This is a genomic window from Sphingobium sp. CFD-1 (genome assembly GCF_024611115.1).
GTDB classification, from domain to species: domain Bacteria; phylum Pseudomonadota; class Alphaproteobacteria; order Sphingomonadales; family Sphingomonadaceae; genus Sphingobium; species Sphingobium baderi_A.
The window spans coordinates 1-26,472 of record NZ_CP084402.1; the positions used below are offsets into that span (position 1 = coordinate 1).

Below are 26,472 nucleotides of genomic sequence, written 5' to 3' on the forward strand. Positions count from 1 at the left end.
TATAGTATCCGTAATATATTTCATCTTGGGCAAGCGATTTCTGCCCACGATCGCTAGGTGGCGTCGTGCGCCGTTACAGACGGATGGTCGCATCTTCCGGGCCAAGCCCCAGCCCCAACACCCACCGCGCATTGCGTTCCATGAGGACGTCATAGTCGTAACCCAGAATGTGGGTGGCGATCATGGAGAGATCCGCCACGACCCGCGGGAGGGCATCGCCGCCACGATAGGAACTGCTGCCCGCCCCATCGATCCGCAGTCGCGCCGCGTTTGCCGCGCCATGCACGACCGAGATGGTATCGAGCCCGATGCGGCCCTCGCTCTCCAGCGAAGCCGGGACGCCGGCGTCGCCATTCTCGATAATCTCGTCGGTCGATGCGTCGCGTATCAGCCGGATCGTTCGCAACCGCTGATAGGCATCCGCCCACCGCACACGGGAAAGCGCGCGATTGATACGTGCAATGCCATAAGGCTTGGACGTATCCAGCTTTTCCCTGCCGATTTCGACCGCGTGCATCAGTCCGCCGATCGCGATCGACGGGGTCATCATGAGGAATGCCGAAAAATTATAGCGATAGATCGCCTCGTCATGGCCAGCGCCGCCATGCTCCGTGGCTGAAACGAGCTTGGTGGTGGGCGCACCCCAGCCGTCAGGGATGAACAGCGAGTCCGTCGTGACGGTCGCGCTGCCCGTTCCGGCCATTGCCGTCATGTCCCAATCATTGAGTATCGTCACTTGCTTGACCGGCACGATGAACCAGTAAGGAACCTCCTCGACCAAGCCGGGCAGCATGACGAAATCCGCATGATATACGCCGCTCGCATAGGGCCATCTGCCGCTTAGCTCATAGCCGCCGTCAACCTTTTTGACCTTGCCCGGAGGCGCCCAGACCGCCGCCGCCCGCACCGAGGGGCCTTCACTGTACAGCGCTTCCTGGACATGCTCGGGATAGCGGCTCAGCAGCATATTGTGCAGGATATAGAAGCCGGAAACCCAGGCCGTGGCGCAATCGCCGCTCGCCAATATCTCGATGACTTTATGGGCTTCATGCAGCCCAAGGCCCGCACCACCCCACCGCCTGGGCACCTGCATTCCAAAGATGCCAGCCTGCCCTATGCGATCGACCAGATCGTCATCCAACCTTCCCGCCTGCGCCATTGCCCGCGCACGCGCACGAATATCGGGAACAAGATCGCGCGCCGCCTGATACAACGCCTCGGCTGTGAGACTATCTGAAACTTGATACTCTGATGCTATGATCGATTTCATATAATATCTCTCATATCATATCTATAGTTATACCTTTACACTTGCACAGTTTTATGAACAATAGACAAATCTTGAAGAAATGGAGTCATTATGCCAGCCTATATGATTACTGAGATAACATCCGTTACAGATACAGTGCTTATGACTGAATATCACGAAAAGGTCGCGCCGATCATCGAGGCATTCGGTGGACGCTTTCTTGCACGGGCTGAACCATGCGTTGCACTGGAAGGCGAGTGGGCCAGAGTTGTCATCATCGAATTTCCCAGCTTTGAAACAGCGGAGCAGTTTTATCAGTCGGAAGAATACAGCCTGATCAAAGAACTCCGAGATCGCGCGGCAACGGCCAGAATAATCGTGCTCGGAGGTGTGGAATAATCTGAACTGGAGGTCGTGTCGGTCAATACTTGCACGACCTCCGCTTAAACCGACCTGAAACCAATCAGATGATACCACCGCTCCTCAACGCAGCCACTTCCTCCTTGGTATAACCGATTTCCTCCAGCACATCCGCCGTATGCTCGCCCAGCGCCGGAGGGGCGCGCCGAAACTGCGGCGGCGTGCGGCTCATCTTGATCGGCTGGCCCAATATTTCCACAGGGCCAAGCGCGGGATGGTCGATGGTCTGCACGATCCCGGTTTCCTTGACCTGCGGATCGGCAAACATCTCATCAAGCTTGTAGATCGGCCCGGCGGGCACCCCGGCGGCGTTCAGCAGGTCCACCCATTGCTTCACCGTCCGAGCCGCCGTGGCCTTGTCGATCGCCGCATTCATGCGCTCCCGGTTCCGCTCACGCCCTTCCGCTGTCTGAAAATCCGGGTCGGTCGCTAATTCCGGCGCGTCGATAGCCTGGCAGAGCCTGAAATAGCTGTCGTTTCCGACGGTCGAGAGCGTGAAATAGCCGTCACTTGCCCGATATACACCAGTCGGCACGATCTGCGGGTGATCATTGCCGCGCTGGATGGGAACGACCTTGTCCATCAGCCAGCGCATTGCCTGATAATCGAGCAGCATGATCTGCGACGAAAGGAGGTTGGTCTGGACCCACTGTCCCTTGCCCGACACTCCCCGCTCCAGCAGCGCGATCATCGTGCCCATCGCCGCGAAAATGCCGGCGCTCAGATCGGCCGGCGATATGCCGACGCGCATTGGCCCCCGATCGGCATAGCCTGTAAGCGCCATCAGCCCGCCCATGCCCTGCGCGATGAGATCGAAGCCCGGGCGGCTGCTATAAGGCCCCGTCTCGCCGAACGCCGAGATGGACGTATAGACGAGACGGGGATTGATCGCCGCCATCACCTCATAATCAATGCCCAGGCGATGCTTCACATCCGGGCGGAAATTCTCGACCAGCACATCGGCGGTTTCGACCAACCGCTTGAGTATGGCGACGCCTTCCGGTCGCTTCAGATCGAGTGTGATGCCACGCTTGTTGCGTTGCGCGTTGACGTAATCCGACGAGTGCCGGTTATCGCCCATCGGATCGCCCTCGCCGTCCGTCCGCTCGACCTTGATGACATCGGCGCCGAAATCGCCAAAGAATTTCACGCAGGTCGGGCCGGCGCGAACGCGCGAAAGGTCGATGACCTTGAGATGGCTGAGGGGTAATTGTGTCATATCAATTCCTTATCAGCGACCGACGAACCGCGGCTTGCGCTTGGCGGCGAATGCCTGCGCGCCTTCCGCATAATCCTCGCTCGCGAAACATTCGGCGACCAGCCGGTCGCACAGCGCCAGATCGGCGTTGCCGGACGGCCGGCTCAATTCCTTGATGATCGTCTTGGCCGCCTGGATCGTCAGCGGCGCATTTTCCGCGATCGTCGATGCATAGGCGCCCACCTGCGCCTGTAATTCCGCCACCGGATGAAACTGGGTAATCAGCCCCATCGCCAGCGCCTCCGTCGCGCCGTAGCGGCGGGCGCTGAAGAGCATGTCGGCCGCCCAGGCGGGCCCGACGACGTCGAGCAGCTTCCTCGTGCCCAGCCATCCATAGCCCAGGCCCAATCGCGCGGCAGGCACCGAAAAAAGCGCGTCCGAACCAGCAATCCGGATATCGCAGGACAGGGCGATGGCCACCCCGCCGCCAAAACAATAGCCGGAAATCATCGCAACGCTCGGCTGCGGCGTCGATTGCAACAGCCCCAGGGCATGGTCCGCCGCCTCGTCATAGGCCGCCACGTCCTTCGGCGATCGGCGCTGACCGGCAAATTCCGAAATATCGGCGCCGGACACAAAAGCGCGTTCGCCCGCGCCGCGCAGAAGAATGCATCGCACCTCGCGATCCTGCGCGATCCCCTCCAATGCCCTGCCCAGCGCGCGCCACATGTCCAGCGATATGGCGTTGTGCTTCGCAGGGTTGTTGAAGGTGATCCAGGCCAGCGGCCCTTCCCGCTCGACCAGCAGTTTATCATCGCTCATGGCGGCCCGCTCCACTCCACTCGCCATCATGGTTGCCCGTGCTTGTCGCCCATGAACAGCGATTGCGCGGAGCTTGCTCGCGGATCGCGCCGGTGCCAATGGCCGCGTTCCACCGTGCTGAAGAACTGGCTGGCCATCTGATTGAAGGCGCCCGGCTCCTCGATATTGAGGCCATGTCCGGTTTTCGGGCAGACCCAGAGACCGGCGCGCGGAAGCGTGCGCTTCAGATAGATATTCACCTCGATCACCGGATCATCCTCGTCGCCCAAGGCGAGGAGAACGGGAATATCGAGCGCCCGCAAAACATCCTCGCTTTCATAGAGCGACGGCCGCAACGCCTGATAATTTTTGAGCGTCAGCGCGGATCCAAGCGCCGAATGTTCGGACATGTAACGGCGAAACTCTTTCCAGCCGCGCTCATCCTTGTTGAGAAGCTGGATCCGCGTCGCGCCCATTGCGAGGCCGCTGGCGCCAGCCTCCATGCCTTCGCTCAGCATGCGATCCGCGCCGCGCATATATTGCGCCCGCTCTTCGCGCGACGCGCCGGAACCGCCGCTCGCGAAAAACAGCGCGCTTACACGGTTCGGGTAGCTCATCGCGAACTGGAGGCCGGCATAGGCGCCCATGCTCAGCCCCACGATATGGGCCTTTTCAATCTTCAGATGATCCATGATCGCCAGGACATCATCCCGCTGGCGATCGAACGTGTAGGCGTCTCCATCCTCCGGCACGGACGAAGGGGGGTAGCCCCGTGCGTTATAGGTGATGCAGCGATATTGCCCCGAAAAATGCCTGACCTGGCCTTCCCACGTCCTGAAATCGGCCGCGAATTCATGGAGCCAGACGATCGGATATCCGGTGCCGGTTTCCTCATAATAAAGGGAAACTCCCGAGCTGTCGGCAAACGGCATTACTGTTACTCCCTACACATAACGCATATTTTTCCGCGCCTGGCGGTCGCCAATATCTTTTAGCCTAGCGGCCCGAAGAATGTTTCGCCGAAAAAGCTATCCGTCAGCGGCTCCAGCGTTTCGGGCCAATGGTCATTATCCACCTGCCGCCGCAGTTCGGGCGGGCAAGGCTCGCCGTTCCAGCCGAGCTGCTCCATATAATAATGGAGCTGGACCGCATGGCCGCACGGGCTGATCGCCAGCGCGCTGTAATCGATCCCCGGGAACAATTCGGGCGGCAGTTTCCTGATCTCGACACCGCGCTCTGACAGATAGGCAATCGCGGCGCGAAGCTGCGAATAGCTGCCTACCCGCATGCCGAGCGCCATCGCGGTCGTGTTCTTGTTCAGCCCCAGCACCTCCCGCAGCTCGATCGGGTAGAGCGCCAGCGAATGATGCTCGAGCCCGGCCCGCAGGAAGACGCATATATGGCCGTTCCAGTTCACCGTCTCCGTGATCTTCAGGCCCAGCAGGTCGCGATAGAAATGCAGCGCCTTTTGGACATCCTTCACGAACAGGCGAAGCGGGCCGACCTTGACGATCTTGAAAGGCCGCTCAAGCAACACGCCGTCCACGTCATGGGTTTCCGCCTCAGGCAGCGTCGCTCGAAGGCCGCTATCGAGGTCGATGCCGTTGTCAGCGATGAAGCGCAGTTCCTCGGCCTCCGATCGATGCGGAATCGGCGGTGGTGCTGCATAGCCGATCAGATCGCGCACCGCGCCGGGCTTGCTTTTGCCGTTCCACCCAATTTGCTCCATGCCATAGAAGACTTCATTGAGATGGCCTTCGTCATCGGGCGTATAGAAATGGAAGTTCGAACCCGGAATATCCCTGCCCGAATAGACGACGCGGCGCCCATGCTCCTGCATCCAGTCGTTCCCCTCGACCACCTGGCGCAATCCGCCCACCTGCCAGGAAATCTGGTTTGCCGTGACCTCGATCGGGAATGCGCCAAGCTGCTGGGCCGCAACCTTGGCCGCCGCTTCGGGAAACAGCACAAAGGAGTGGTGATCACTGCCGTGGCGCAGAAAAAAAGCTATGCCGGATCGGTCGATCGGGCGCTCCTCGGGAGGAAGAAGCGCCCCCAAATCGATCGTATCGGAAATGTGGAATCCAAGAAGATTGCAGAAGAAGTCGAGCGTCTGCTCGATCTTCGTAACGTTGAAGCCGACATGGCCGATCCGCACCACCTGGAAAGGACGCGGCAGCAGCATACCGCCGACATCATGCATCCCATCGGCAACACCGCCCTCACCCTCATTGAGCCCAGCGGGGCGATCGGGCCTGTCCATATCCATCTCCTGCTTACTCCTGCACGCTGTGCCGCTTATTTATTTTTCGGCTACGAAGCGGATGCGCTGCGTCCCGATCCCGTCGACTTCGGCTTCGACAATATCGCCAACCCTCAGATAGCGGTTGTCATGCGATTTGGCGTTGCCTGAAGGAGAACCCGTCATGATCATGTCGCCCGGCCGCAAAACCATGCGGGACGACGAATATTCGATCAGCTTCGCGACGCTGTCGATCATCAATTCCGAGCCTTCATCCTGCATGATCTCGCCGTTCAACCTCAGCCGAAGCGAAAGTTTTTGCGGATCCGGTACAAACTGCGCGGGCACGATGAACGGGCCGATCGGGTTGAAACCGGGATTGCCCTTGCTGCCGCAGAAATCCAGCATGCCCGGCTGAAGATCATCGCGCGCCAGGAAATCGCGCGCGCTCAGGTCGTTTCCAACCGTATATCCCGCGACATAGCCCAGCGCATCGGCCCGATTCACGCGGCGCGCTTCCTTTCCGATGACTACGACCAGTTCGACTTCCCAGTCGAGCATCTTGACGTCATCCGGTATCGCGACATCCGCTTGCGGACCGACCACCGCCGAAACCGGCTTGCTGAACACGAAAGAGAGGTTGCTGCGCGCCTTGGCGTCCATGCGCTCTTCCCAAATGGCGCGCTCGGCCGGATCCTCGTAGAAATCCACCACATGCTTGCGATAGTTGGCGACGGCGCAAACCAGGCTACCGGGCACGAACGGTACATGGATCTGAAGGGACGATACATCCGCAAAGTTGGGCGACCCGGCCGCCTGCTCGATACCCTCGACAGCCGCCGATAGAATTGGGTTGTTCCATTCCCAATGTTGAATGAATTCGAGCAAATCCGAAGTGCCGACGAGCGGCTGCCGGGCGATCCGGCCGATTGCCGATAGCGCGATAACCTTCCCCGAAGCCAGGATCACTCCGGGAAAGGGGGCGCAGCCTGCAGCGGAAAAAGTTCCAAGCTTATAGGGCGCATCGAAAGCAGCCATGAATAGTCTCCGTGAATTAAATCAGAATTTGTAGTAAATATTGGTTCCGAAGGCTCTGTTGCAAAGATTGGCGGCAGTCAGAGGTAGGCTGTCGCTCTGCGCCGATCAGGCGGCTGCTGCGAAATGGTGGTTGAGCATGCCCATGGCCTCCGTCAGCGCCGAGGGCCCAATGCCAAAAGCTCTCTCCACAAGGCGCACCTCGCCCCTGATGCCGGGCTGCAGGCACCAGGGGCGAGCCTGTCCTTTGCGCAGGGCTCGCATGACTTCGAATCCCTTGATCGTGGCATAGGCCGTGGGGATCGATTTGAAACCGCGCACCGGCTTGATCAGTATCTTGAGCTTTCCGTGATCGGCCTCGATCACGTTATTGAGATACTTCACCTGCCGGTGGGCCGTCTCCCGGTCCAGCTTTCCTTCGCGCTTCAATTCGGTGATCGCTGCACCATAGCTCGGCGCTTTGTCGGTATTGAGCGTGGCAGGCTTTTCCCAGTGCTTCAGGCCTCGCAGGGCCTTGCCCAGGAACCGCTTCGCTGCCTTGGCGCTGCGGGTCGGCGACAGGTAGAAATCGATCGTGTCGCCCCGCTTGTCGACTGCCCGGTACAGGTAGGTCCACTTGCCCCGCACCTTGACGTAGGTTTCATCCAGGCGCCAGCTCGGATCAAAGCCACGCCGCCAGAACCAGCGCAGCCGCTTCTCCATCTCCGGGGCGTAGCACTGGACCCAGCGATAGATCGTCGTATGGTCGACCGAAATGCCGCGTTCCGCCAGCATTTCCTCAAGGTCGCGATAGCTGATCGGATAGCGACAATACCAGCGCACCGCCCACAGGATCACATCACCCTGGAAATGGCGCCACTTGAAATCCGTCATCGTTCCGTCCGTCCAATCTCCGCCAAGCATGCTCAAGCTTCACGATTTTTGCAACAGAGCCGCCGTGACGACGATGTCGCCACTGTCGGATGCGGCAGCGCCGGCGTCGGCCGCCGCGGCAGTTGCCGCCGCTGGCTGGTCCTGCGTTTCCTGCGCCCATGCGGTGCCCGCCAATGCGCTCGTCGAAAGAAGTGCTACGGCAAAATATTTGACGTTCATTTTACTCTCCCCAAAATGGCTTATTGTTATCCGATCACCGCTCGATGGGCGGCTAATAGTATTAGACCAGTGGATTATTCGGCGCGAGGCCCACGCGGTGACGGCCGAGTTGTTCGAACGCCACTTCCCAATCCCAGAAGGCGTGGATGGCGACGGTGTTCACGTCGCGAAAGAAGCGCTGCAATGGTGCGCTGGACTGGAAATTCGTGGCGCCAGACCGGTTCATCATCTCGTTGATCGTCCGGCGGCAGTGATCGGCGAGGAAACCGGCCTGGGCCTTCAGGCGGAGGCGGGTTTCCAGATCGAACTCGCCGCCGATCAGCGGCATCGTCTGCCGCACGATGCTGCGCGCAAGTTCCTTGGCGACGATCGAACTGGCGATGGCGCTGCCAAGCTGGATATGGTTGTGCGGCCGCTCCCGCGTGGCCTGCTCGCTGTGGGTGATGACCCGCTTCTTGATCGTCGTCTCGAAAGCATCAACGGCCCCGGCGAGTCCGCCGCTGAAGAAGCCGGCGATCTCATTGTAGATAAACGGCATGAGCGGCATCGAATAAAATGGATTTTCGTGGATCCGCGAGCCTTCGGTCGGACCGGCCATGAAGGATTCCATCAGCAGTCCGCGATGCTCGGGAACGAACGCGCCATCGACCACGATGTCGTTGCTGCCCGTACCGGCCATGCCGCTCATGAACCAGACGTCATCGAACCGCGTGTCCGAAGCGGGGATCAGGAATACGCGCCGGCCGTCGTCAGTGTCGGCGCTGACCAGTGCCCATGTGGCATGCATGATGCCGGAACCCCAGGTCGCGCGGCCCGAAATCTCCCAGCCGCCGGTGACTTTCTTGGCCTTCATCAGCGAGTTGGTCGTTGCGGGCAGCAGGCAGGTCGGGCCGTCGGCAAAAACGTCCGCCTGAGCGCGCTCGCTGAACTTGGTGACGAAAAAATGATGGCCCATGTAGAAACCGGCGATCCAGCCGGTGGACATGCAGGCCGAACTGATGACCTCGACTATTTCCATATGGGCATCGAGGCCCAATTCATGGCCGCCCCAACGCTTGGGCAGCAATACCGGCATCAGGCCAGCATCGACCATTTCCTTGATATTATCGTCATGTGGCTTGCGCTGCACTTCGGTCTGCTGGGCCCGAGCGGCGATGCCGGGAGCGATGGCGCGTGCGCGCTCAACAAGCTCCTGCTTGGTAATTGCCATTGACATCCAATCCTTCGCGTGCTGGCTTTCAGGAGCCATTTAATAAGGCAGGCGTCCCTTATCGTTGCGAGCCACTGTATTTGTCAACTGACAAGTTTTGTCACGGATAAATATTTCGGCGACCTGCGTCATTTCCGCCATCCGGCCTCGCCTTTCCCGGCCGGGAGGATCCGCAGCGCCTATATAAGGAGACCGCGGATCAGCGTATCTGCGATTTCCTCAGCTTGCAATTGCCGAGCTTTTTTCGTTTTGAGTGGCGGGATTCCCAAATTGGAGGCCAGTGCCCGCAAGCTGAAGATCGATCCGCCGCCGTGTGCGATCAGAAAAAATATGACAGGCTTGGACACATTACGGAACAAGCCCGCCTTTACACCTTCCTCGATGATGATGTCGCCCGGAAATGTGCCGATCAACATATACCTCTTGATAATATAATCCAGCCTTTCGCTTTCCTGAATGCCCTCATGGTTCATCATCCGCAAAATCGCTGGGGCCTGGTCGAGCACCATCAGGAGCGAGACGAACACGTCTTTCAACCGTTGCTCCGGAGTTGCGTCCGGGTTGCCGGTGAAGGCGGCTTTCTCGATTTGCTGGACCAGGCGCTGCATCCCATGGTCCACCGATGCCTTCCAGAAATCCAGCTTGGAGCCGAATTTCGCATGGATCAGGCCGTGGCTTACATCGAGTCGCCGGGTAAGCTCCCGTATCGATGCGCCATGATAGCCGAGGTCGGCGAAGGCCTCCAACGCGGCATCCAGGAACACTTCACGCGCTGCAATTGGTTCCGAATCGGCGGCCGGGCGGCCTCTGCGACGTGCTGTGGTTTTTATGATGGTGGTCATCGGCTCTCTTGGTGAAGGCGCGGAAAATGGAGGGTTGGAGTGTGCACGCTGACAGGCGATGGGATATCTTGGCCTGCCAGCGCAATGATTTCCTGCATCAGAAAGCCGAATAGGGGGTAGTCAGTTGATCCACAAACGCGCATTTGATCAACGCCTCAGCTTTTTGAATTGGCTTTGGGATGGGTGTTCGCGAAATGGCTACTGGCGAATTGCAGGCGGAGGCTTCGGCGCCGAAGATACGGCAGCGCAAGGAGCAGCAACGGGCGGTCGACACGCGTGCGAGCATATTGAGCGCCGCACTTTCCGAATTTGCCGCCAAGGGCTTCGAAGGCGCCAGCACCCGCGACATTGCGACGCGCGCCGACGTCAAGCAGCAGCTCGTAGTCTATCATTTCGGATCGAAAGACGCGCTCTGGAAGGCGGTCGCGCTCGACCTGTTCGCCGAACTGGAGGGTATTTGGCATCTCCATATTCCCGACGATGCTGACATGCCGGCAATGGAGCGGGTGCGGATAGAATATAAAACCTTCCTGCGTTTCACGATCGAACATCCGCAGTTCCACCATTTCATGCTGCAGGAGAATCTGCCGAGCAGCCCTCGGCTCGCCTGGCTGGTGGAAAATGTGCTTGCCCGCCTTTTCCAGCGCATTTTGCCGCCGAGGCGGGGCATCATGAGCGCAAGGAGAATTTGATTTTCCTCAAGGCATCCTCCTCGCTTTCCGGCCCTTATGACGACATCCAGACACCGGCTGGCGTGGAATTGCTCGATTATGAAGTAGAGATTGGCGTGGTGCTGCGCCGCGATGTCTCTGCCGCTGAAAGCATCACCGATGCCAATGTCGGCGATTTCATCGCGGGCGTCACCTTGTGCAACGATGTATCCGCGCGCGACGTGATGTTCGGCGCGGGGTTCATGCAGTGGTATCGCGGCAAGAGCTATCGTGGTTTCTGCCCGACCGGGCCGCTTCTGTATCTGCTCGCTCGTTCCGAAGTGGCCGCGGCGCTCACCTCGCTGACGATCACGCTCGACCTGAATGGCGAGCGGCGCCAGACAGGATCGTCGGCGCAATTCATCCACAAGCCCGGCGATACTGTCGCAGAGCTTTCTTCGCTGATGGATCTTCGGCGGGGCGACATGATCCTGACGGGCACCCCCGGCGGCGTCATCGCTCAGGGCAGCCCGGCGATCATGGGCATATTGCGCGAGCATTTGCTGAACGATGCGGCGCGGCGGGAGCAGTTCACCGCCGAAATGCAGAAAAGCGCGAAGTTCCTCCAGCCCGGTGATGTGCTGAACCTGTCGATCCGCGACGAGGGTGCGGGGATCGATCTGGGCGGGCAGGAAAGCCGCATTTGCTGATAGCTACCAGACGGGATTGTTCCTCCAATCCCTGAATTCAAGACATATAACAGGCGGCACATTTAGCGATGTGCCGCCTGTTTCACGTCGATCGACCGGCAGTGGCGCCAGCCCAGCTTGACATCGGGCGTCGCGTTCGGCTTTTCATGGCTGAAAAGGTCATGATTCGATGATTGCAGCCATGTCCCGGCACATAGGATTTCTCGTCTATCCGTCCTTCGATCTGCTCGACTTGAGCGGGCCGCTCGAGGCTTTCCAATGGGCGGAATATGGCAATCCGGGCAGTTATCGCACGTCGGTAATGTCGATCGACGGCGGCCCCGTCGCGAGCGCGGCCGGGCTCACCGTGATCACGGAACCCGTGGTGCGGGATCCACTGGATAGCTTGATCATCGTCGGCGGGGGCGCCGTCCCCGGGCCGATAGCGCCGGACCTGATCGATTATGTCCGATCCGCGTCGCTCGGCGCGCGGCGCACCGCCAGCGTATGCACCGGGGCTTTTTTGCTGGCGGCGACGGGCCTGCTGGACGGCCGGACCGCGACCACGCACTGGCAGTGGGCGGCCAAGCTACAGGCCCAATATCCCAGCCTTCGCGTCGACGGCGATCGCATCTACATCAACGACTCCGGGATCTGGACTTCGGCGGGGATCACGGCGGGCATCGATATGTCGCTCGCGCTGATCGAGGAGGATCTCGGCAAGGAGGTCGCCCGGTCGATCGCGCGGACGCTGGTCGTCTATTATCGCCGTCCGGGCGGGCAGCTCCAATATTCGTCGCTTCTCGAACATGAGCCGGATGCCGACCGCATTCGCCACGCGCTCAGCTTCGCGCGCGAGCATCTGGCCGACCCGCTGCCCGTGGAGAAGCTCGCGGATGTCGCCAATCTCAGCGTGCGGCAATTTGGACGGGCATTTCTCGCGGCGACCGGGATCACGCCGGCCAAGGCCGTGGATCGGTTGAGGGCGGAGGCGGCCCGGCCCAGGGTTGAGGATGGGCGCGAATCGCTGGAGGTGATTGCCCGCGAAGTCGGCTTCACCGATCCCAATCGCATGCGGCAAAGCTTCATCCGCGTCTTCGGATATCCGCCCCAAGCGATCCGCCGCTCGGCGAGAGCAGCGGATCGGCAGAAATAGGCGAGGGGGCGTCGATTATTTCGCGAAGGCGGGATATTCCATCACGCGAGCGGCGGAGTAGGCCGCCGCGCGCCCATATTCGGCGTCGATCGCGGCAAGCGCCTTGTCCAGCGCTTGTGCCGAAGGGCCGTCCGGGATCGCCGGCAGAGTGTGGGCGAGCGGCGGCGCGGCGTTTGCGATCCGATCGGGGATGATAAGGAGGCCGTGCCGCGTCCGCACGGGTTCGAGGTTCGAGGCGATGGCGACCGCCTGACCGCGACCCGTATGCGTATAGGCTTCGGCCGTCAGCGCTAGCGCCACTTCGTCGATCCCGGCGGTAACGGGCACGCCGATGCTGTCTCCGCCCTCCATCTTGTCCGCCATCGATCGAGGCTTTTCATTCCCCTGGAGCTGGAAGGCGTCGCTGTCGTGTCGCGAACCCCAATCGGCGACGCCGATCTCCCGCGCGAGTGCGGTAGCGCGATCATGGCCGGCAATCGCCTCGACCAGCGCGATGGAGATTGGAATCGAGGCACTGATGCCCGCGCTGGAGACGATCTTGCGATCCGCCACATAGCGGATGTTCCGTTCCCAGCGAACGGCCGGGTAACTCGCCGCGCGCCTGCTTTCGCTGCCCCAATGGGCTCTGTTGCAAAGATTGGCGGCAGTCAGAGGTAGGCTGTCGCTCTGCGCCGATCAGGCGGCTGCTGCGAAATGGTGGTTGAGCATGCCCATGGCCTCCGTCAGCGCCGAGGGCCCAATGCCAAAAGCTCTCTCCACAAGGCGCACCTCGCCCCTGATGCCGGGCTGCAGGCACCAGGGGCGAGCCTGTCCTTTGCGCAGGGCTCGCATGACTTCGAATCCCTTGATCGTGGCATAGGCCGTGGGGATCGATTTGAAACCGCGCACCGGCTTGATCAGTATCTTGAGCTTTCCGTGATCGGCCTCGATCACGTTATTGAGATACTTCACCTGCCGGTGGGCCGTCTCCCGGTCCAGCTTTCCTTCGCGCTTCAATTCGGTGATCGCTGCACCATAGCTCGGCGCTTTGTCGGTATTGAGCGTGGCAGGCTTTTCCCAGTGCTTCAGGCCTCGCAGGGCCTTGCCCAGGAACCGCTTCGCTGCCTTGGCGCTGCGGGTCGGCGACAGGTAGAAATCGATCGTGTCGCCCCGCTTGTCGACTGCCCGGTACAGGTAGGTCCACTTGCCCCGCACCTTGACGTAGGTTTCATCCAGGCGCCAGCTCGGATCAAAGCCACGCCGCCAGAACCAGCGCAGCCGCTTCTCCATCTCCGGGGCGTAGCACTGGACCCAGCGATAGATCGTCGTATGGTCGACCGAAATGCCGCGTTCCGCCAGCATTTCCTCAAGGTCGCGATAGCTGATCGGATAGCGACAATACCAGCGCACCGCCCACAGGATCACATCACCCTGGAAATGGCGCCACTTGAAATCCGTCATCGTTCCGTCCGTCCAATCTCCGCCAAGCATGCTCAAGCTTCACGATTTTTGCAACAGAGCCGTCTATTTTCCCTCTAAGCGATTCATTTTCTTCGGTTCCAGCAAGTAGCGCGGCAATCGCGAGAAGATTGTCACCGTAAATCAATCGACTGACATGATCGGTTGGAGTGTTTTTCACTCCGGAAAACAGGTTCTTCCAATCTGTATCTTTCGATGGAATAACAAGCTCTCGCGTTTGGAGCCCGAGGCGATAGTTACTCTCGGCACGCTCTATGACGCGCTCCGCTTCCTTCTTGCCTTCCGCGACGATTGACGGAAGTTGTTCTAGTAAACTTTTCATGCACAAGCCCCTTGCCCGCACCGCTCGGCGCGGCTGTATTCGTATTGTTGCCGGATCAGATCAAAGCCGCTTGCGGATCGAGCGGCTTTCCCTTGAAGGGCGCGACGTTGATCTCCCCTTCCCGCTTGCGGGCCTGGGCAATGTCATAGCTGTTCTGCATCCGCATAAGCGTATCCATCGACACGCCGAAAGCCTTTTCGACCCGGAGCGCCATTTCCGGGGAAAGATGCGCGCGCTCGTTCAGCACGGCCGACAATGCCGCCCTCGTAACACCTAGAACTTGCGCCGCGCTCGTGACCGAAAGGCCAAGAGGCTCGATGATCTCACTTTTGACGAAGCCGCCGGGGTGGGCGGGGTTTTTCATACGGATGCCCTGCATCGCACTCATAGCCACCTCCTAGTGGTAATCTTCATAGTCGAGGTCGATGATCTCGATTTCGGTTTGGTCGATCCGGAACGTGATCCGCCAGTTCTTGGTGACGAACAGGCTCCAGGTGCCTTTTCGATCTCCGGTGAGCTGATGGGCCTTCCAGCTCGGGACCGTGCGCAGCTCGTCTTCCCGCTCCATATCTTGGAGGAAGGTGACGATGCGACGGACTTTCGGCACTACGGCCGCCTGCAAGCCGGTGGCGTCATCATCAACGATGAATCGGCGCAACCCCTTATGGACCACGTTTCGGATTCTCATGTGGCGTCACTATCAAGCTAAGCGTATAGTGTCAAGTGACGCTATACGGCGGCGTCACCTCATAGCCTTGTCGCGCAAGTCGTAAAACCTGCAACAGATCGGCCGCCCCCGGAAAATCAGGGCTTTTCGTGTCGCATGTCTTTGTCGCAAGTGGTAGAAAACTTGCGACATGATTTGCGACAGGGGGAAGCCGTGAGCAGCCGACCAGATTCCGACGCCGGCCGCGTGTTCATCGGCTATGCCCGCGTTTCGACTCGCGGCCAGGACCTCGATGCGCAGCGGGCCGCCCTGGGTGCGGCCGGCTGCGTCCGCATCTTCGAGGAAAAGGCTTCCGGGGCGAAGCGGGATCGGCCCGAGCTGGCGCGGATGCTCGACCATCTGCGTGCCGGCGACGTGGTGACGATCACCAGGCTAGACCGCCTCGCCCGATCGACCGGCGACCTTCTGGCGATCGCGGAGCGGATCAAGGAGGCCGGCGCTGGCCTGCGTTCGCTGGCCGAGCCGTGGGCCGATACCACGACGCCGGCGGGGCGCATGGTGTTGACCGTGTTCGCCGGCATCGCGGATTTCGAGCGCAGCTTGATCGTGGAGCGCACGAGCGCCGGCCGGATCGCGGCGAAAGCCCGAGGCGTGAAGTTCGGCCCCTCCCCTGCCCTGTCGGCCGAGCAGATCGCCCATGCCCGCCAGCTTATCCATGACGACAAGAAGCCGGTGGCGGAAGTCGCCCGGCTCTTGGGCGTGCATCGTGCCACGCTCTACCGGGCGCTTGAGAACGCATTGACGTGAATACGCATTGACGTAACCACGTTTAGTTGCCGGCCCTAGAAGTAGTGCCTTTCGCGGTTCCTTCCGCAAGGGATTGCAGAATCGGGCGAGTTCGTCCTTACTGCTAAGAATGAAGCGCGACTCGGAAAGGATTCGGAAGGACGTTGCCGCCCATCGGGCGCGGCAGCTTGCGGCCGGCCGTATCGCGCTGACCACGTATGTTCCGACTGATCTTCTCGCCCAAATCGACAAGATCAAGGAGCAGCGGGGCGTGCTTGGCCGCGCGCCGATCATCGAGGAAGCATTGAGGCTCTATATCGAAGCGAAGCAAGGGACATAACGGCAAAACGCCCGACCGCGCCAACGGTCGAGCGTTTTTGTAGGCCGTCAGACACACCGTAGAGACGGGGCCAAAGCTCTCCCCTTATCTACGCTACAGCACTCCAATCCGCAAGATTGATTCTTGCGGAAACAGGAAAGCCGTGCCTGCCGTCCGCGCCGTCATGTCCTTCAAATGGAAGGACGACAGGCATGTTGAGGACGCAGATCGCGGCCGCGATCGGCTGCGCGCGCGCAAGCGCGCTTGATGAGATCATGCGGGAGGTATGGACGCGCTACAGCGCCGGCCAGCTCACCGAGGAAGACGCCGGGCAGCTCTCCACGCTCGCCCATGAGCGCCGCGAGGCGTGGCGGGGATCGGGACAGGCCGGGCTTGGCCTGGTCATGCCCCCGGCCGAGCGATGCCCGACGCCAGTTCGCCGGCATAGTCATATCCGGGGCCGATCGGAGGGCCGGATATGGCGGCCGACGACGCGCAAGGACGTTCAGGCAATCTTGAAGGCGGCCGAAATCTACAATGAGGCCGGCTTGCACGAGAAGGGCGAGCGAAGCGGCCCGCTAGGATCGGTGGCGCTCGACGTGCTGCGGCTGTTCGTCAATCTCATAGACTTCCGCACCGGCCGGTTAGAGCCGTCAATCACCACGATCATGGATCGGCTAGGCCGGTCGCGCGATACGATCGTGCGGGCGCTGAAGAACCTGCGGGCGCATGGTTTCATCGACTGGCTGCGGCGCTACGAGCCGACCGGCAACGAGGGGCGCGGCCCACAGGTCCAGCAGACGAGCAACGCCTATCGCCTGTCCTTGCCGGAAAAGGCCCGTCAGTTTCTCGGCAGGTTCGGCAAGGCCCCGCCCCCGCCTGCTGATCATGGACAGGATCAGCAGGCATGGAGCGAGGCAATCGACGCCTACAAGACCACCCTGCCCCTCGATGAGCGGACGCAGCTCGACACCGGCGATAGCCCGCTCGGTAAGGCCCTCGTGATGCTGGCAAAGAGTGTGATGAAACGTGAGTCCGATAACCAGACTGAATCCCCATCTGATCTTTATCTAAGAGGGCAAACATAAGCGGTCGCCGCTGTTCGGGCTGCTTGCGCAGCCCTGCGGCGGTTCCGATCCGCGTATAAGGCGGATCGGGAGGCGGCACCCTCACAGCAAAACCGCCACGTTCGCGCCGGCGGCAACCGTCCTACGGGCTTTCGAGAGGGAGCGAGGGGCAAGGGCGGGGCTTAATATTTGCTGTATTGCCAGCAATAAGGCATTTAAGCAAAAATTCTTGCCGTCAATGCGGTTTGCTGCTATGCCAGCAATATGAAAACAATCGCCATAGTCAGCCAAAAAGGCGGGGCTGGAAAAACCACCCTCGCCTTGCACCTTGCTACGGCCGCCGAGGCGGCCGGGCTTCCCGCCGCTATCATCGACCTTGACCCCCAGGCAAGCGCCGCCGGATGGGGCGATAGCCGACAAGGTGAGGCCCCGGTTGTCGTCGCGCTTCCTCACACTCGTTTGCCGCAAGGCTTGCAGGCCGCGACCGATGGCGGGGCCGAGCTGGTCGTGATCGACACCGCGCCGCACTCGGAAGCGGCCGCAATGGCGGCAACGCGATCGTCCGACATGGTGTTGATCCCGTGCCGAGCCGGAATCCTCGATCTTCGCGCGATCGGAAGCACGGCCGAGCTGGTGAAACTCGCCCAAAAGCCGGCCTTTGTCGTTTTGAACGCCGTGCCGCCGCGTGCCACGCAGCTTCTGGCCGATGCGCGGGAAGCCGTTCAGGTTCACGGCTTGGAGGTTGCCCCCGTCGCCTTCCAGCAGCGGGCGGCTTTCGGACATGCGCTCACGGCCGGCAAAACCGCTCCGGAGTATGAGCCGGCCGGCAAAGCCAGCGAGGAAGTGTCCGAATTGCTGACCTGGCTTAGAGGCCAATTGCTGATTTGACGGCAAGCTGTATTGCCAGCAATAAGGCATAATGGTATTGCTGGCAAACTGGCAGTTTGATGGGATAAAACCATGTCGAAAAGACCGAGTTTAGCCGCGAGCATGAAGGCCGTGGGCGCGCAGACCACGCCGCCTGTTGCGCCTATCGCGGAATCCGCCCCCGCGCCGACCCCGGATCGTGCCGAGGGTAAGCGTTACCATGCCGCCACGCGGGCCGGAATGAAGCGGGTGACAGTCGTGGTCGAGCCGGAGGAACATCGCCGGGTTAAGCGGCTGTCAGCCGACACCGACCGCTCCATTGAAGACCTCATGCGCGAGGCGCTTGCTGACTTGCTGGCAAAACATAGTGCTTGATTGCCAGCAAAGCGGCGATGCGGTAAGGGCCTTGAAGTGTAACGCTATGTGTCATACATTCAGGGGCGAGGAAGTCGCGTGAGGGTTTTCAAAAACAGCCGGTTTCACAAGTTTGCCCGAAAGGAGAAAATCTCTGACGCGATGCTTTGTGAGGCTGTAGAGCGGGCTGAGCGCGGCCAGATCGACGCCGATCTAGGGGCCGGCCTTATCAAGCAACGAGTAGCGCGGCCCGGCGCTGGAAAGTCTGGCGGCTTCCGAACGCTGGTTTTCTTCCGCGCGGAGACGAGGGCGGTTTTCGCGTTCGGGTTTGCCAAGAGCGATATGGCGAACCTTGATGATGCGGAAGAAGCCTACTTGAAGAAGGCCGCAAAGCTGGTCTTGGGGTTTGCAGATGCGCAGATGGACGCGGAAGTTGCTGCGGGTCGAATGTTCGAGGTGAATTGCGATGAGCAAGACTTACAAGAGTGAAGCTCTGGCGGCCGTCCATGAGATGATGGAAGGCTTCTATGAGTCCGGCGCGATCGACAAGCAGACGATGCGCGAATTTGACGAGGGGTGTCTGACAACCGTTGAGCCGCTGACCCCCGAGGAAATCCGTTCTATTCGTGAGCGTGAGCGTATCTCGCAGCCTGTCTTTGCCCGCTATCTCAACGTGAGTAAGGGGCTGGTGTCAGATTGGGAACGTGGGGTGAAGAAGCCCGGCGGCCCGGCGCTGCGGCTGCTGACCGTTATTCAGAAAAGGGGCCTTGAGGCGATTGCCTGATTGCTGGCAAGTTGGCAAACAAGCAATTTGGCAAGTTGTCTGCCTGCATCCCGCCCCCGGCCGTCCCTACGGCCCTAGATGATGAGAGCGGGACGGCCGGGGGCTAGCGTCGCGGGTGTGGCCTGGTTGAGCGATGCCGGCGAGCAGCCGGCCCCGGCCCGGAGGGAACGCGCTCCCACATAGCGCCGAAGTGACCGGAGGGCCGCAAGAGAGAAGCCCCGGTGCGTCAGCGCCGGGACCGCTTTTCCCATCTGGCCGGCTCGGGCAGGGGGGCTTCGCGCTTTTCGCGCAGTAGGGCTTTCATTTCTTCCATCGAAATACCCGGTCGGGAATCATCGGCCGCCACCTGTATGCGGCGCTTGAGTAGTTCCCGGCGCAGATCGGCATGGGGTGCCAGCTCCTTATGCTCGCCCAGGATCACGAACACGGCTTCGGACGGATCAAGGAACGTGTCCTGTTCGATCAGATCGAGCAGCCACAGGGCCAGCGACGGCGGCAGATAGGCTTCAAACCGCAAGCCGCCCTTGGCGGCCTGGTCACGGAGCTGCTTGGCCTGTTCAACGGCATGGGCCTTGTCGGCGGGATCGGGCCATTCGGGCGCATCGGTGTCGGTCATGGTTTCATCCTTTATGCTTGGTCGAACAGCCCCCGGAATTCTGCATCGGCGTAATAGGCGAGCTTGCCGGCGACGATCGGCCGTTGCCCGGCGAGGAACAGCAATTCGACATGCTGCGGCAGGTTGCGGACCTCATCGGGGGTCAGCAGCGGCCGGGCCGTGTGTTGCTCGCCATAGGAGAGGCCGGATTTTTCGGAATCGAGCGCCCGGCTCATGGTCTGGAACACCACGGTTTCCTGCCCGAGCAGATCGGAGACGAGGCGGGCGCTGTCGTGATCGTTGACACCGAACACCTGTAGGACGCCGGCGTTTGACAGGAAGGTTCCGGCGCGTTGCCCGTAGGTGGCGCGGAGCTGGTGAACGTCTTGCAGGATCGGCCAGAGCTGGACGCCATAGCCGGCCATGAGGCCCATTGCGCGCTCGACGGGGGCGAGGTGGCCGAGGGCGGCGAACTCATCCAGCAGGTAGAGGACCGGCACGGCCGGCTTGGCGGGGTCGCGCGCCATGTCGGTCAGGCTTTGCGCGACGAGCAGACGCAGCCAGCGGGAATAGGTGGCGAGGCGATCGGGCGGCAGGACGAGGAACACCGAGGCGTTGCGGCGCTTGAGATTGGCAAAGCGGAAATCGGATCGGCCGAGGACCGCGACCATGCGGGGGCTGTCGAGGAAATGGGTATGGCGCTGCGCGGCCGAGAGGACGCCGGCCGCTTCCCGGTCGGATTTGCCGAGGTGGCGGTTTGCGGCGCGGGCGATCAGGCCGCCGGCGGCCGTTGACGCCTGCATGTCCTTCAGGAGCGCCGCGAAGGCTTCAGGGGCGAGGGTGAGAGCTTCGCGCAGGGTAGCGAGGTTTCGCCTGTCGCGCGGCTCGCTGGCGGCAATATGGAGGATCAGGCCGGCAATGAGCGCCTTGGCTTCCTCGTTCCAATGCGCCTCGCCGGCCATGCCCGGTTCATCGAACACGAGGGCGTCGGCCAAGGTGCTTGCATCTTCCGCGACATCGAGGCCGGCCGGGTCGAGCTGGTCGAGAGGATTGAAGGCGGCCGAGGGCTGGCCGGTGACGCCGAAGGGGTCGAGGACGTGGACCGGGCCGAAGGTCTGGCGGGCGTGGCCGGCGATCTTGGCATTTTCGCCCTTGGGGTCGATGCAGATCACGGAGCGGTCGGCCGTGAGCAGGTTAGGGATGATGGTTCCCACCCCTTTGCCGGTGCGCGTCGGGGCCATCGTCAGCAGGTGGGCCGGGCCGTCATAGCGCAGGAGCTTTCCCGTTTTGCCGTCGCGGCCGATCAGCAGGCCGGAATCGGCGCGGGCAAGGGCGGCGGTTTCCTTGTCGGTGGCGAAGCGGGCCGAGCCGTGGGTTTCGCCGTCCATATCCCCGAAATGGATAATCAGCGGATTGGTGACGAGCCGGAAGGTGATCGCGGCCAGCACCAGCAGCGTGACGAGATCGAGCGCGATGAAGGGAACCGAGCCGGGGCCGAAGCCCATTTGTTCGAGGAAGAACCGGCCGCCGAAGCCGACCACGAACAGGGTTATGATGAGGATGAACAGAAGCCCGAGAAGCGGTTTCCAGATGCGGAAGGGCAGGGCGAGCAGGGATAGGAACGCCCATAGCGGATCACGCGCAGCCTGCCGCATCATGTTCTTGAACGCGGCCCAGGCTAACGTCGCCTGATTCATGAGGCGGCCCCCCCGGCGCTGTCTGTTGTCTCCCTGGCCGGCGCGTTGGCGATCAGATCGGCAAAGAGTTCCTTATCGCCAGGGCGCGTCAGGAAGTCGGGCAGCTCGCGCTTGAGCCATTCGCGGAGGCGTCGGGAAAATTCCTCATCCTTGCCGCTTTCGAGGCGATGCAGAACGAGCGCGCCGAGCAGCACCTTGCGGCGGGTATCGTTGGCGCGCTCCTGTTTGCCGAGCCGGGCCTTGAGCGTGGCGCGCTGCGCATCCAGCTCGGCCAACCGCTGTTCGATCGTCTTGCGCGCCATGTGTCGTTTCCTTCTATCTAGCGGGGCGAGGGGTTGGCCCGCCCTTGAGGCGAACCATGATAATTTTCGGATTTTCGCCAATGCGCTCGACCTCGACAATGCCCGACGCCTCGACCAGATCGGAGAGGCGGGGAAAGCCATAGTTACGGGCGTCGAAATCCGGCGATTGTTTCGCCAGGTGCGCGCCGACGCGGGCCAGATTAGCGCGGCCGTCTTCGTCGGCCGAGGCGGTGACAGCTTTCGCCAGCATGTCGAGGGCAGCGCGATCGAGTGCCGCTTTCGCCGGTGCAGGCTTGGCGGCGGCCGCTTTAGGCGCGGTGACGGCTTCCGCTTCCTTCTGTTCCCCGGCCGTGTTGAGCACGTCGAAATAGACGAACTTGTCGCAAGCGGTGATGAAGGGGCGGGGCGTCTTGCGCTCCCCGAACCCATAGACGATGACGCCTTGCTCACGGATGCGCGCGGCCAGGCGGGCAAAGTCGCTATCACTTGAGACGATGCAGAAACCGGAGAAGCGGCCGGTATAGAGCAAGTCCATCGCGTCGATAATCATCGCGCCGTCCGTTGCGTTCTTCCCGGTCGTATAGGCGAATTGCTGGACCGGCTGAATCGAGTGTTCCAGCAGGCACTCTTTCCAGCCGTTGAGGTTCGGCTTGGTCCAATCGCCATAGATGCGCTTGACGCTGGCGGTGCCATAGTTGGCGATCTCAGCCAGCAGCCCGGTTATGATTTTCGGGGTGGCATTATCGCCGTCGATCAGCAACGCAAGTGTTCCGGCGCTGTCTATTGCCATCGGTCTGCACTCCCATTTGAGCCGAAGTCTATCCGATGCAAGCAGCGTCACCAAACACGATTATGCGCTACCTTGAATTTTTGGCAGCTTTGCAGCACAATCAGGGCCTCAGTTCATCGCATCGACCTTGCCGCAAGCGCCACACCGAGCGACGAAAGAGCGTAGCGATTGAGTTGAGAAGGGCGCACTTACGAGTTGCTATGCAACTCAGCGCGCCGCCAGCTTGGAGGCTGGCGGGAAAGGCGGAAACTAGATCGAGGCAACGGGTTGGCGATCTACCATTTGAGCATGAAGCCAGTTTCGCGGGCGGGCGGCCGTAGCGCCGTCGCCTCAATGGCTTATCGTGCCGGGGAGAAGCTGACCAACGAACGCGACGGGATCACGCATGATTTCAGCCGCAAGCAGGGCGTTGAACATGCCGAGATCGTCTTGCCCGAAGGCGTTTCAGCCGATTGGGCGCGGGATCGGTCGGACTTGTGGAACGCCGCCGAGTTTGCCGAGAAGCGCAAGGATGCCCGCGTTGCGCGGGAGTTCGAGATTGCCTTGCCGCATGAGCTATCGGCCGAGCAGCGGCTAGAGGCGGCGCGGGAGATGGCGCAGGAGCTGGCCGACCGCTACGGCGCGGCCGTGGACTTCGCCATTCATGCGCCGCACGAGGCGAGCGACGTTCGCAATCACCATGCCCACATTCTTATGACCACGCGGCAGGTGACGGAGGACGGGCTAGGCGACAAGACCTATCTTGAGCGCGAAAACAAATGGCTGTTGGCGCACGACCTGCCGACGACAGATATGCAGCTCCGCGACCTTCGCCAGCGATGGGAGGGGATCGCCAACGAGCGGCTTGCGATGGCCGGGCTAGATATTCGCATCGACCATCGTTCGCATATGGAGCGCGGGCTAGAGATCGCGCCAACCGAACATATGGGCGTCCATGCCACGCAGATGGAGCGGCGCGGCCTCGACGTATCGCGGGCGCGGCTGGACGAGGAAGCGGCCCGGCGCAATGCCGAGTTGATCCGGGAGAAGCCCGAGCAGGTTCTAACCCTCATCACCGGGGAAAAGAGCGTGTTCGACCGGCACGACGTTGCGCGGGCGCTGCATCGCTACATCAACGACGATCCGCAGGAGTTTCAGAGCGCGTTCGCCAAGGTGATGGCCTCGCCGGCGCTGGTCGAGCTTCAGCCCGAGCGGGCCGACCCGGCAACGGGCGAGATCGAGCTTGCCCGCTATTCGACCCGCGAAATGGTCGAGATCGAATCCGGCATGATCGAGAGCGCGCAGCGGATGCACGGCGCGCATGGTCATGGCGTCGATCGCCGGCATGTCGAGCGCGCCATAGAGCGGCAGGACGCCGCCATTCAGCGCAGCGCCGGCGATGCTTCCGCCCGGTTGTCCGACGAGCAGCGCCGGGCGATCGAGCATATCACCGGGCCGGAGCGGATCGCGGCCGTTGTCGGCTATGCCGGCGCTGGCAAGTCCACCATGCTCGCGGCGGCGCGCGAGGCATGGGAGGCCGAGGGCTATCAGGTCCACGGTGCGGCCTTGTCGGGGAAGGCGGCCGAGGGCTTGGAGGAAAGTTCCGGCATCCAGAGCCGCACCCTCGCGTCATGGTCCCGCGGTTGGGAGAACGACCGCGGCACGATCGGCCGCGGCGACGTGTTCGTGATCGACGAGGCCGGCATGGTCGGGAGCCGCCAGCTCGCCCGCTTCGTTGGCGAGGCCGAGGCGCGCGGGGCGAAGATCGTCCTTGTAGGCGACCATGAGCAGCTACAGGCGATCGGGGCCGGCGCACCGTTCCGGGCGATCACGGAGGAAATCGGCCATGCCGAGCTGTCCGAGATACGCCGGCAGCGCGTGGACTGGCAGCGGGAGGCGTCGGTTGACTTCGCCACGCACCGGACGGCCGAGGGGCTGGCAGCCTATCGGGATCATGGCAATATCAGCTTTGCCGAGACGGGCGAGGACGCGCGCGGCCAGATCGTGCGGGATTATCTTGCCGACCGCGACGAGCGCCCGGACGGCACCCGCGTAGCGATGGCGCATCGCCGGGCCGATGTTCGGGCGATCAATGACGCGATCAGGACCGAGCTACAGGACCGGGGCGAGCTGGCGCAGGGCGAGGACGCCGGCGCGCTGACCTTCCAGACCAATGACGGAAAGCGGGAGTTCGCGCCCGGCGACCGCATCGTGTTCTTGGAGAACAACCGCGACCTTGGCGTGAAAAACGGGATGCTTGGCACGGTCGAGCATGTCGAGGAAGGCCGGATCATCGCCACGCTGGACGGCGGCCGGGAGCGTAGCGTTTCCGTGCCGATGGGCGACTATCAGGCGATCGACCACGGCTATGCGACGACGATTCACAAAAATCAGGGTGCGACGGTCGATCGGTCCTATGTGATGGCGTCGGGGACGATGGACCGGCACCTAACCTATGTCGCCATGACCCGGCATCGTGATGGTATGCAGCTCTACGCCGCACAGGACGAGTTCACCAATGCCGGCCGGCTGGTCGAGCATGGGGCCGCCCCGTTCGAGCATGACCCGCAGAAATCCGGCAGCTATTTCGTGACGCTGGAAAACGACAAGGGCGAGCAGCGCACCCTATGGGGCGTCGATCTTGAGCGCGCCATGAAGGAGGCCGCGCCGGAGATCGGGGAGAAGATCGGCCTACAGCATGAGGGTTCCACCCCCGTCACCTTGCCGGATGGGACGCAGACGCACCGGAACGCATGGAAGGTTCAGGACGCCGGCGAGCTGGCCTATAGCCAGCTAGAGCGCCGCCTTTCCCGGTCGGGCGTCAAGGAAACGACGCTCGATTATACCCGCGACTTTGCCGAGCGGCGCGGGATCGCGGAGCAAATGGGCATCCGCAGCGAGATCGAGATTCCGGCCGAGCGCGCGGCCGGGCTACGTGCGGAGCGGGAGTCGACGGCCGGGGATCATGCGCTTGATCGCAGATCCTCGCAAAAAGTTGGCGCGGATCTCGCGCAGGATCTCCGTGCAGATCCGCGCGAGGATCTCGCCGGCGATCGACAGCAGCGCCGCAATCCGTTCGAGGGCCTGAAACTCGGGCGCGGCGCGGCGGCCGAGAGCCGCGAGCCAGACCGCGCCGGCGAGGACGGCCCACAGATCGACCAGAACAGGCCGCAGCAGGCCGAGAAGCAGCGGCGCGGTATGTTCGCCGGCCTCAAGCTCAATGCGCGTCCTGCCGCCTCTCAGGAGCGCAGCGAGCGGCCGGAAAGGGAAGGGAGCTTGCGGCCGGCGCCGGCGCCCGACCGGCTGGCCGAGCGGGCGCGGGGGCCGTCGCCGCTTGAGACGGCCGTTGACCGATATTCGCGGGCCTATCAGTCGATCGACCAGCACCGGCGCGAGGGCCTGCCCGTTCTCGACATGCAGCGGCAGGAAATGCGCGATGCCGGCCAGCAGCTCGACCAGGTGCGCGGCGGCATGAAAGATTTGATGCGCTCGACGCTGGAAAACGACCCGGCGACGGCGCGCGCCATGACCGAGCTTTCCGGCCGGGAGCGTGTCGCCCATGTTATCGACGGGATGAAGCGCGAAAACGCCGCGCTGCAAGACCCGAATATCAGGGCCGAGCGGTTCGTTGAACGCTGGCAGGAGCTACAGGGGCAGCGCCGGGAGCTTCGCGGCTGGCAGCACGACGACGCCCGCGCCAAGGTCGAAAGCCACATGAACGGCATGACCAAGAGCCTTGAGCGTGACCCGCAGGTAGATTCCATCCTGCGCAATCGCCGGCAGGAACTTGGAATCGGTCAGGAGCTTCGCCGCGAGCAGACCATTGCCCGCGCGCTGCAAGACGAAATGACACGCGGCCACCGGCTTAGCCGGGGCATCGGCATGGAAAGGTAGGCACGGA

Annotated in this window: 31 protein-coding genes; 12 read left to right on the plus strand and 19 right to left on the minus strand. The window is 61.9% G+C overall.

Features of this window, described 5'->3' with window-relative positions; genetic code table 11:
* Nucleotides 1–73: 73 nt before the first annotated feature.
* On the minus strand, nt 74–1,270 hold the full coding sequence (locus LDB26_RS20955; protein WP_257542472.1) for an acyl-CoA dehydrogenase family protein: 1,197 nt from the start codon (nt 1,268–1,270) through the stop codon (nt 74–76).
* Between the two features lie 141 nt (nt 1,271–1,411).
* Here LDB26_RS20955 and LDB26_RS20960 point away from each other — a divergent pair, with 141 nt between their 5' ends.
* Nucleotides 1,412–1,648: a DUF1330 domain-containing protein gene (locus LDB26_RS20960; protein ID WP_054946245.1), complete on the plus strand. Its 237-nt coding sequence runs from the start codon at nt 1,412–1,414 to the stop codon at nt 1,646–1,648.
* A gap of 64 nt (nt 1,649–1,712) precedes the next feature.
* Here LDB26_RS20960 and LDB26_RS20965 read toward each other — a convergent pair whose 3' ends face one another.
* The 9 genes from LDB26_RS20965 to LDB26_RS21005 form a co-directional block, all read right to left on the minus strand.
* A complete protein-coding gene (locus LDB26_RS20965) occupies nt 1,713–2,888 on the minus strand; it encodes a CaiB/BaiF CoA-transferase family protein (RefSeq protein WP_257542475.1) in 1,176 nt (391 codons plus the stop codon).
* Between the two features lie 12 nt (nt 2,889–2,900).
* Nucleotides 2,901–3,689 (minus strand): enoyl-CoA hydratase, encoded by a 789-nt coding sequence (locus tag LDB26_RS20970; protein ID WP_054948480.1) that lies wholly within the window; start codon nt 3,687–3,689, stop codon nt 2,901–2,903.
* 26 nt (nt 3,690–3,715) lie between these two features.
* Nucleotides 3,716–4,600, minus strand: a complete 885-nt coding sequence (locus LDB26_RS20975) for an alpha/beta fold hydrolase (protein ID WP_257542477.1) — start codon at nt 4,598–4,600, stop codon at nt 3,716–3,718.
* Between the two features lie 59 nt (nt 4,601–4,659).
* Nucleotides 4,660–5,931, minus strand: a complete 1,272-nt coding sequence (locus tag LDB26_RS20980) for a VOC family protein (protein WP_257542479.1) — start codon at nt 5,929–5,931, stop codon at nt 4,660–4,662.
* Nucleotides 5,932–5,970: 39 nt separating this feature from the next.
* Complete coding sequence (locus LDB26_RS20985) at nt 5,971–6,948, minus strand: fumarylacetoacetate hydrolase family protein (RefSeq protein WP_054948483.1); 978 nt, start codon at nt 6,946–6,948, stop codon at nt 5,971–5,973.
* A 105-nt stretch (nt 6,949–7,053) separates the two neighbouring features.
* Complete coding sequence (locus tag LDB26_RS20990; protein ID WP_001389365.1) at nt 7,054–7,818, minus strand: IS6-like element IS6100 family transposase; 765 nt, start codon at nt 7,816–7,818, stop codon at nt 7,054–7,056.
* A 39-nt stretch (nt 7,819–7,857) separates the two neighbouring features.
* Complete coding sequence (locus LDB26_RS20995; RefSeq protein WP_257542481.1) at nt 7,858–8,037, minus strand: hypothetical protein; 180 nt, start codon at nt 8,035–8,037, stop codon at nt 7,858–7,860.
* A gap of 61 nt (nt 8,038–8,098) precedes the next feature.
* The gene (locus LDB26_RS21000; RefSeq protein ID WP_176392539.1) at nt 8,099–9,247 is read right to left on the minus strand and encodes an acyl-CoA dehydrogenase family protein; all 1,149 of its coding nucleotides are present in this window, start codon (nt 9,245–9,247) and stop codon (nt 8,099–8,101) included.
* A gap of 179 nt (nt 9,248–9,426) precedes the next feature.
* Nucleotides 9,427–10,089, minus strand: a complete 663-nt coding sequence (locus LDB26_RS21005) for a TetR/AcrR family transcriptional regulator (RefSeq protein ID WP_087576322.1) — start codon at nt 10,087–10,089, stop codon at nt 9,427–9,429.
* Nucleotides 10,090–10,283: 194 nt separating this feature from the next.
* Between LDB26_RS21005 and LDB26_RS21010 the strand changes: the two genes are divergently transcribed.
* The 3 genes from LDB26_RS21010 (at nt 10,284) to LDB26_RS21020 (ending at nt 12,584) form a co-directional block, all read left to right on the plus strand.
* Nucleotides 10,284–10,781: a TetR/AcrR family transcriptional regulator gene (locus tag LDB26_RS21010; protein ID WP_257542484.1), complete on the plus strand. Its 498-nt coding sequence runs from the start codon at nt 10,284–10,286 to the stop codon at nt 10,779–10,781.
* Nucleotides 10,778–11,449: a fumarylacetoacetate hydrolase family protein gene (locus LDB26_RS21015; RefSeq protein WP_257542486.1), complete on the plus strand. Its 672-nt coding sequence runs from the start codon at nt 10,778–10,780 to the stop codon at nt 11,447–11,449. Before LDB26_RS21010 ends, LDB26_RS21015 begins: the two co-directional genes overlap by 4 nt.
* Nucleotides 11,450–11,630: 181 nt before the next feature.
* Entirely contained in the window at nt 11,631–12,584 is a 954-nt protein-coding gene (locus tag LDB26_RS21020) for a GlxA family transcriptional regulator (RefSeq protein ID WP_257542488.1), read from the plus strand.
* A gap of 15 nt (nt 12,585–12,599) precedes the next feature.
* Here LDB26_RS21020 and LDB26_RS21025 read toward each other — a convergent pair whose 3' ends face one another.
* The 5 genes from LDB26_RS21025 to LDB26_RS21045 form a co-directional block, all read right to left on the minus strand.
* Nucleotides 12,600–13,136, minus strand: a complete 537-nt coding sequence (locus LDB26_RS21025) for a hypothetical protein (protein ID WP_257542490.1) — start codon at nt 13,134–13,136, stop codon at nt 12,600–12,602.
* A gap of 123 nt (nt 13,137–13,259) precedes the next feature.
* The gene (locus tag LDB26_RS21030) at nt 13,260–14,024 is read right to left on the minus strand and encodes an IS6-like element IS6100 family transposase (RefSeq protein WP_001389365.1); all 765 of its coding nucleotides are present in this window, start codon (nt 14,022–14,024) and stop codon (nt 13,260–13,262) included.
* Nucleotides 13,990–14,364: a hypothetical protein gene (locus LDB26_RS21035; RefSeq protein WP_257542492.1), complete on the minus strand. Its 375-nt coding sequence runs from the start codon at nt 14,362–14,364 to the stop codon at nt 13,990–13,992. Before LDB26_RS21035 ends, LDB26_RS21030 begins: the two co-directional genes overlap by 35 nt.
* 55 nt (nt 14,365–14,419) lie before the next feature.
* Nucleotides 14,420–14,752, minus strand: a complete 333-nt coding sequence (locus tag LDB26_RS21040; protein ID WP_030092363.1) for a HigA family addiction module antitoxin — start codon at nt 14,750–14,752, stop codon at nt 14,420–14,422.
* 9 nt (nt 14,753–14,761) lie between these two features.
* The gene (locus LDB26_RS21045; protein WP_225246852.1) at nt 14,762–15,052 is read right to left on the minus strand and encodes a type II toxin-antitoxin system RelE/ParE family toxin; all 291 of its coding nucleotides are present in this window, start codon (nt 15,050–15,052) and stop codon (nt 14,762–14,764) included.
* Between the two features lie 174 nt (nt 15,053–15,226).
* Here LDB26_RS21045 and LDB26_RS21050 point away from each other — a divergent pair, with 174 nt between their 5' ends.
* The 7 genes from LDB26_RS21050 to LDB26_RS21080 all read left to right on the plus strand — a co-directional run bounded on the left by LDB26_RS21050 (nt 15,227) and on the right by LDB26_RS21080 (nt 19,208).
* Nucleotides 15,227–15,838: a recombinase family protein gene (locus LDB26_RS21050; protein ID WP_304945439.1), complete on the plus strand. Its 612-nt coding sequence runs from the start codon at nt 15,227–15,229 to the stop codon at nt 15,836–15,838.
* A 109-nt stretch (nt 15,839–15,947) separates the two neighbouring features.
* A complete protein-coding gene (locus LDB26_RS21055) occupies nt 15,948–16,157 on the plus strand; it encodes a ribbon-helix-helix protein, CopG family (protein ID WP_024899703.1) in 210 nt (69 codons plus the stop codon).
* Between the two features lie 191 nt (nt 16,158–16,348).
* Nucleotides 16,349–17,224: a helix-turn-helix domain-containing protein gene (locus tag LDB26_RS21060; protein WP_030092364.1), complete on the plus strand. Its 876-nt coding sequence runs from the start codon at nt 16,349–16,351 to the stop codon at nt 17,222–17,224.
* 243 nt (nt 17,225–17,467) lie between these two features.
* Nucleotides 17,468–18,091 (plus strand): AAA family ATPase, encoded by a 624-nt coding sequence (locus tag LDB26_RS21065; RefSeq protein WP_030092365.1) that lies wholly within the window; start codon nt 17,468–17,470, stop codon nt 18,089–18,091.
* Between the two features lie 72 nt (nt 18,092–18,163).
* A complete protein-coding gene (locus LDB26_RS21070; protein WP_037506114.1) occupies nt 18,164–18,445 on the plus strand; it encodes a ribbon-helix-helix domain-containing protein in 282 nt (93 codons plus the stop codon).
* Nucleotides 18,446–18,523: 78 nt separating this feature from the next.
* On the plus strand, nt 18,524–18,913 hold the full coding sequence (locus LDB26_RS21075) for a type II toxin-antitoxin system RelE/ParE family toxin (protein WP_019200205.1): 390 nt from the start codon (nt 18,524–18,526) through the stop codon (nt 18,911–18,913).
* Nucleotides 18,891–19,208 (plus strand): DNA-binding transcriptional regulator, encoded by a 318-nt coding sequence (locus LDB26_RS21080; protein ID WP_024899700.1) that lies wholly within the window; start codon nt 18,891–18,893, stop codon nt 19,206–19,208. Before LDB26_RS21075 ends, LDB26_RS21080 begins: the two co-directional genes overlap by 23 nt.
* A gap of 226 nt (nt 19,209–19,434) precedes the next feature.
* On the opposite strand, the gene LDB26_RS21085 is transcribed toward LDB26_RS21080, so the two are convergent.
* The 4 genes from LDB26_RS21085 to LDB26_RS21100 are packed head-to-tail and all read right to left on the minus strand — an operon-like array spanning nt 19,435 to nt 22,592.
* Nucleotides 19,435–19,824, minus strand: coding sequence for a hypothetical protein (locus LDB26_RS21085; RefSeq protein ID WP_030092366.1), 390 nt, complete (start codon nt 19,822–19,824; stop codon nt 19,435–19,437).
* Nucleotides 19,825–19,835: 11 nt separating this feature from the next.
* Nucleotides 19,836–21,500 (minus strand): type IV secretory system conjugative DNA transfer family protein, encoded by a 1,665-nt coding sequence (locus LDB26_RS21090; RefSeq protein WP_030092367.1) that lies wholly within the window; start codon nt 21,498–21,500, stop codon nt 19,836–19,838.
* Entirely contained in the window at nt 21,497–21,802 is a 306-nt protein-coding gene (locus LDB26_RS21095) for a hypothetical protein (RefSeq protein ID WP_030092368.1), read from the minus strand. The genes LDB26_RS21090 and LDB26_RS21095 overlap by 4 nt, the downstream gene beginning before the upstream one ends.
* Nucleotides 21,803–21,815: 13 nt before the next feature.
* On the minus strand, nt 21,816–22,592 hold the full coding sequence (locus LDB26_RS21100; RefSeq protein ID WP_030092369.1) for an NYN domain-containing protein: 777 nt from the start codon (nt 22,590–22,592) through the stop codon (nt 21,816–21,818).
* Nucleotides 22,593–22,859: 267 nt separating this feature from the next.
* Between LDB26_RS21100 and traA the strand changes: the two genes are divergently transcribed.
* Nucleotides 22,860–26,465: a Ti-type conjugative transfer relaxase TraA gene (traA, locus tag LDB26_RS21105; RefSeq protein WP_061979513.1), complete on the plus strand. Its 3,606-nt coding sequence runs from the start codon at nt 22,860–22,862 to the stop codon at nt 26,463–26,465.
* Nucleotides 26,466–26,472 lie beyond the last annotated feature (7 nt).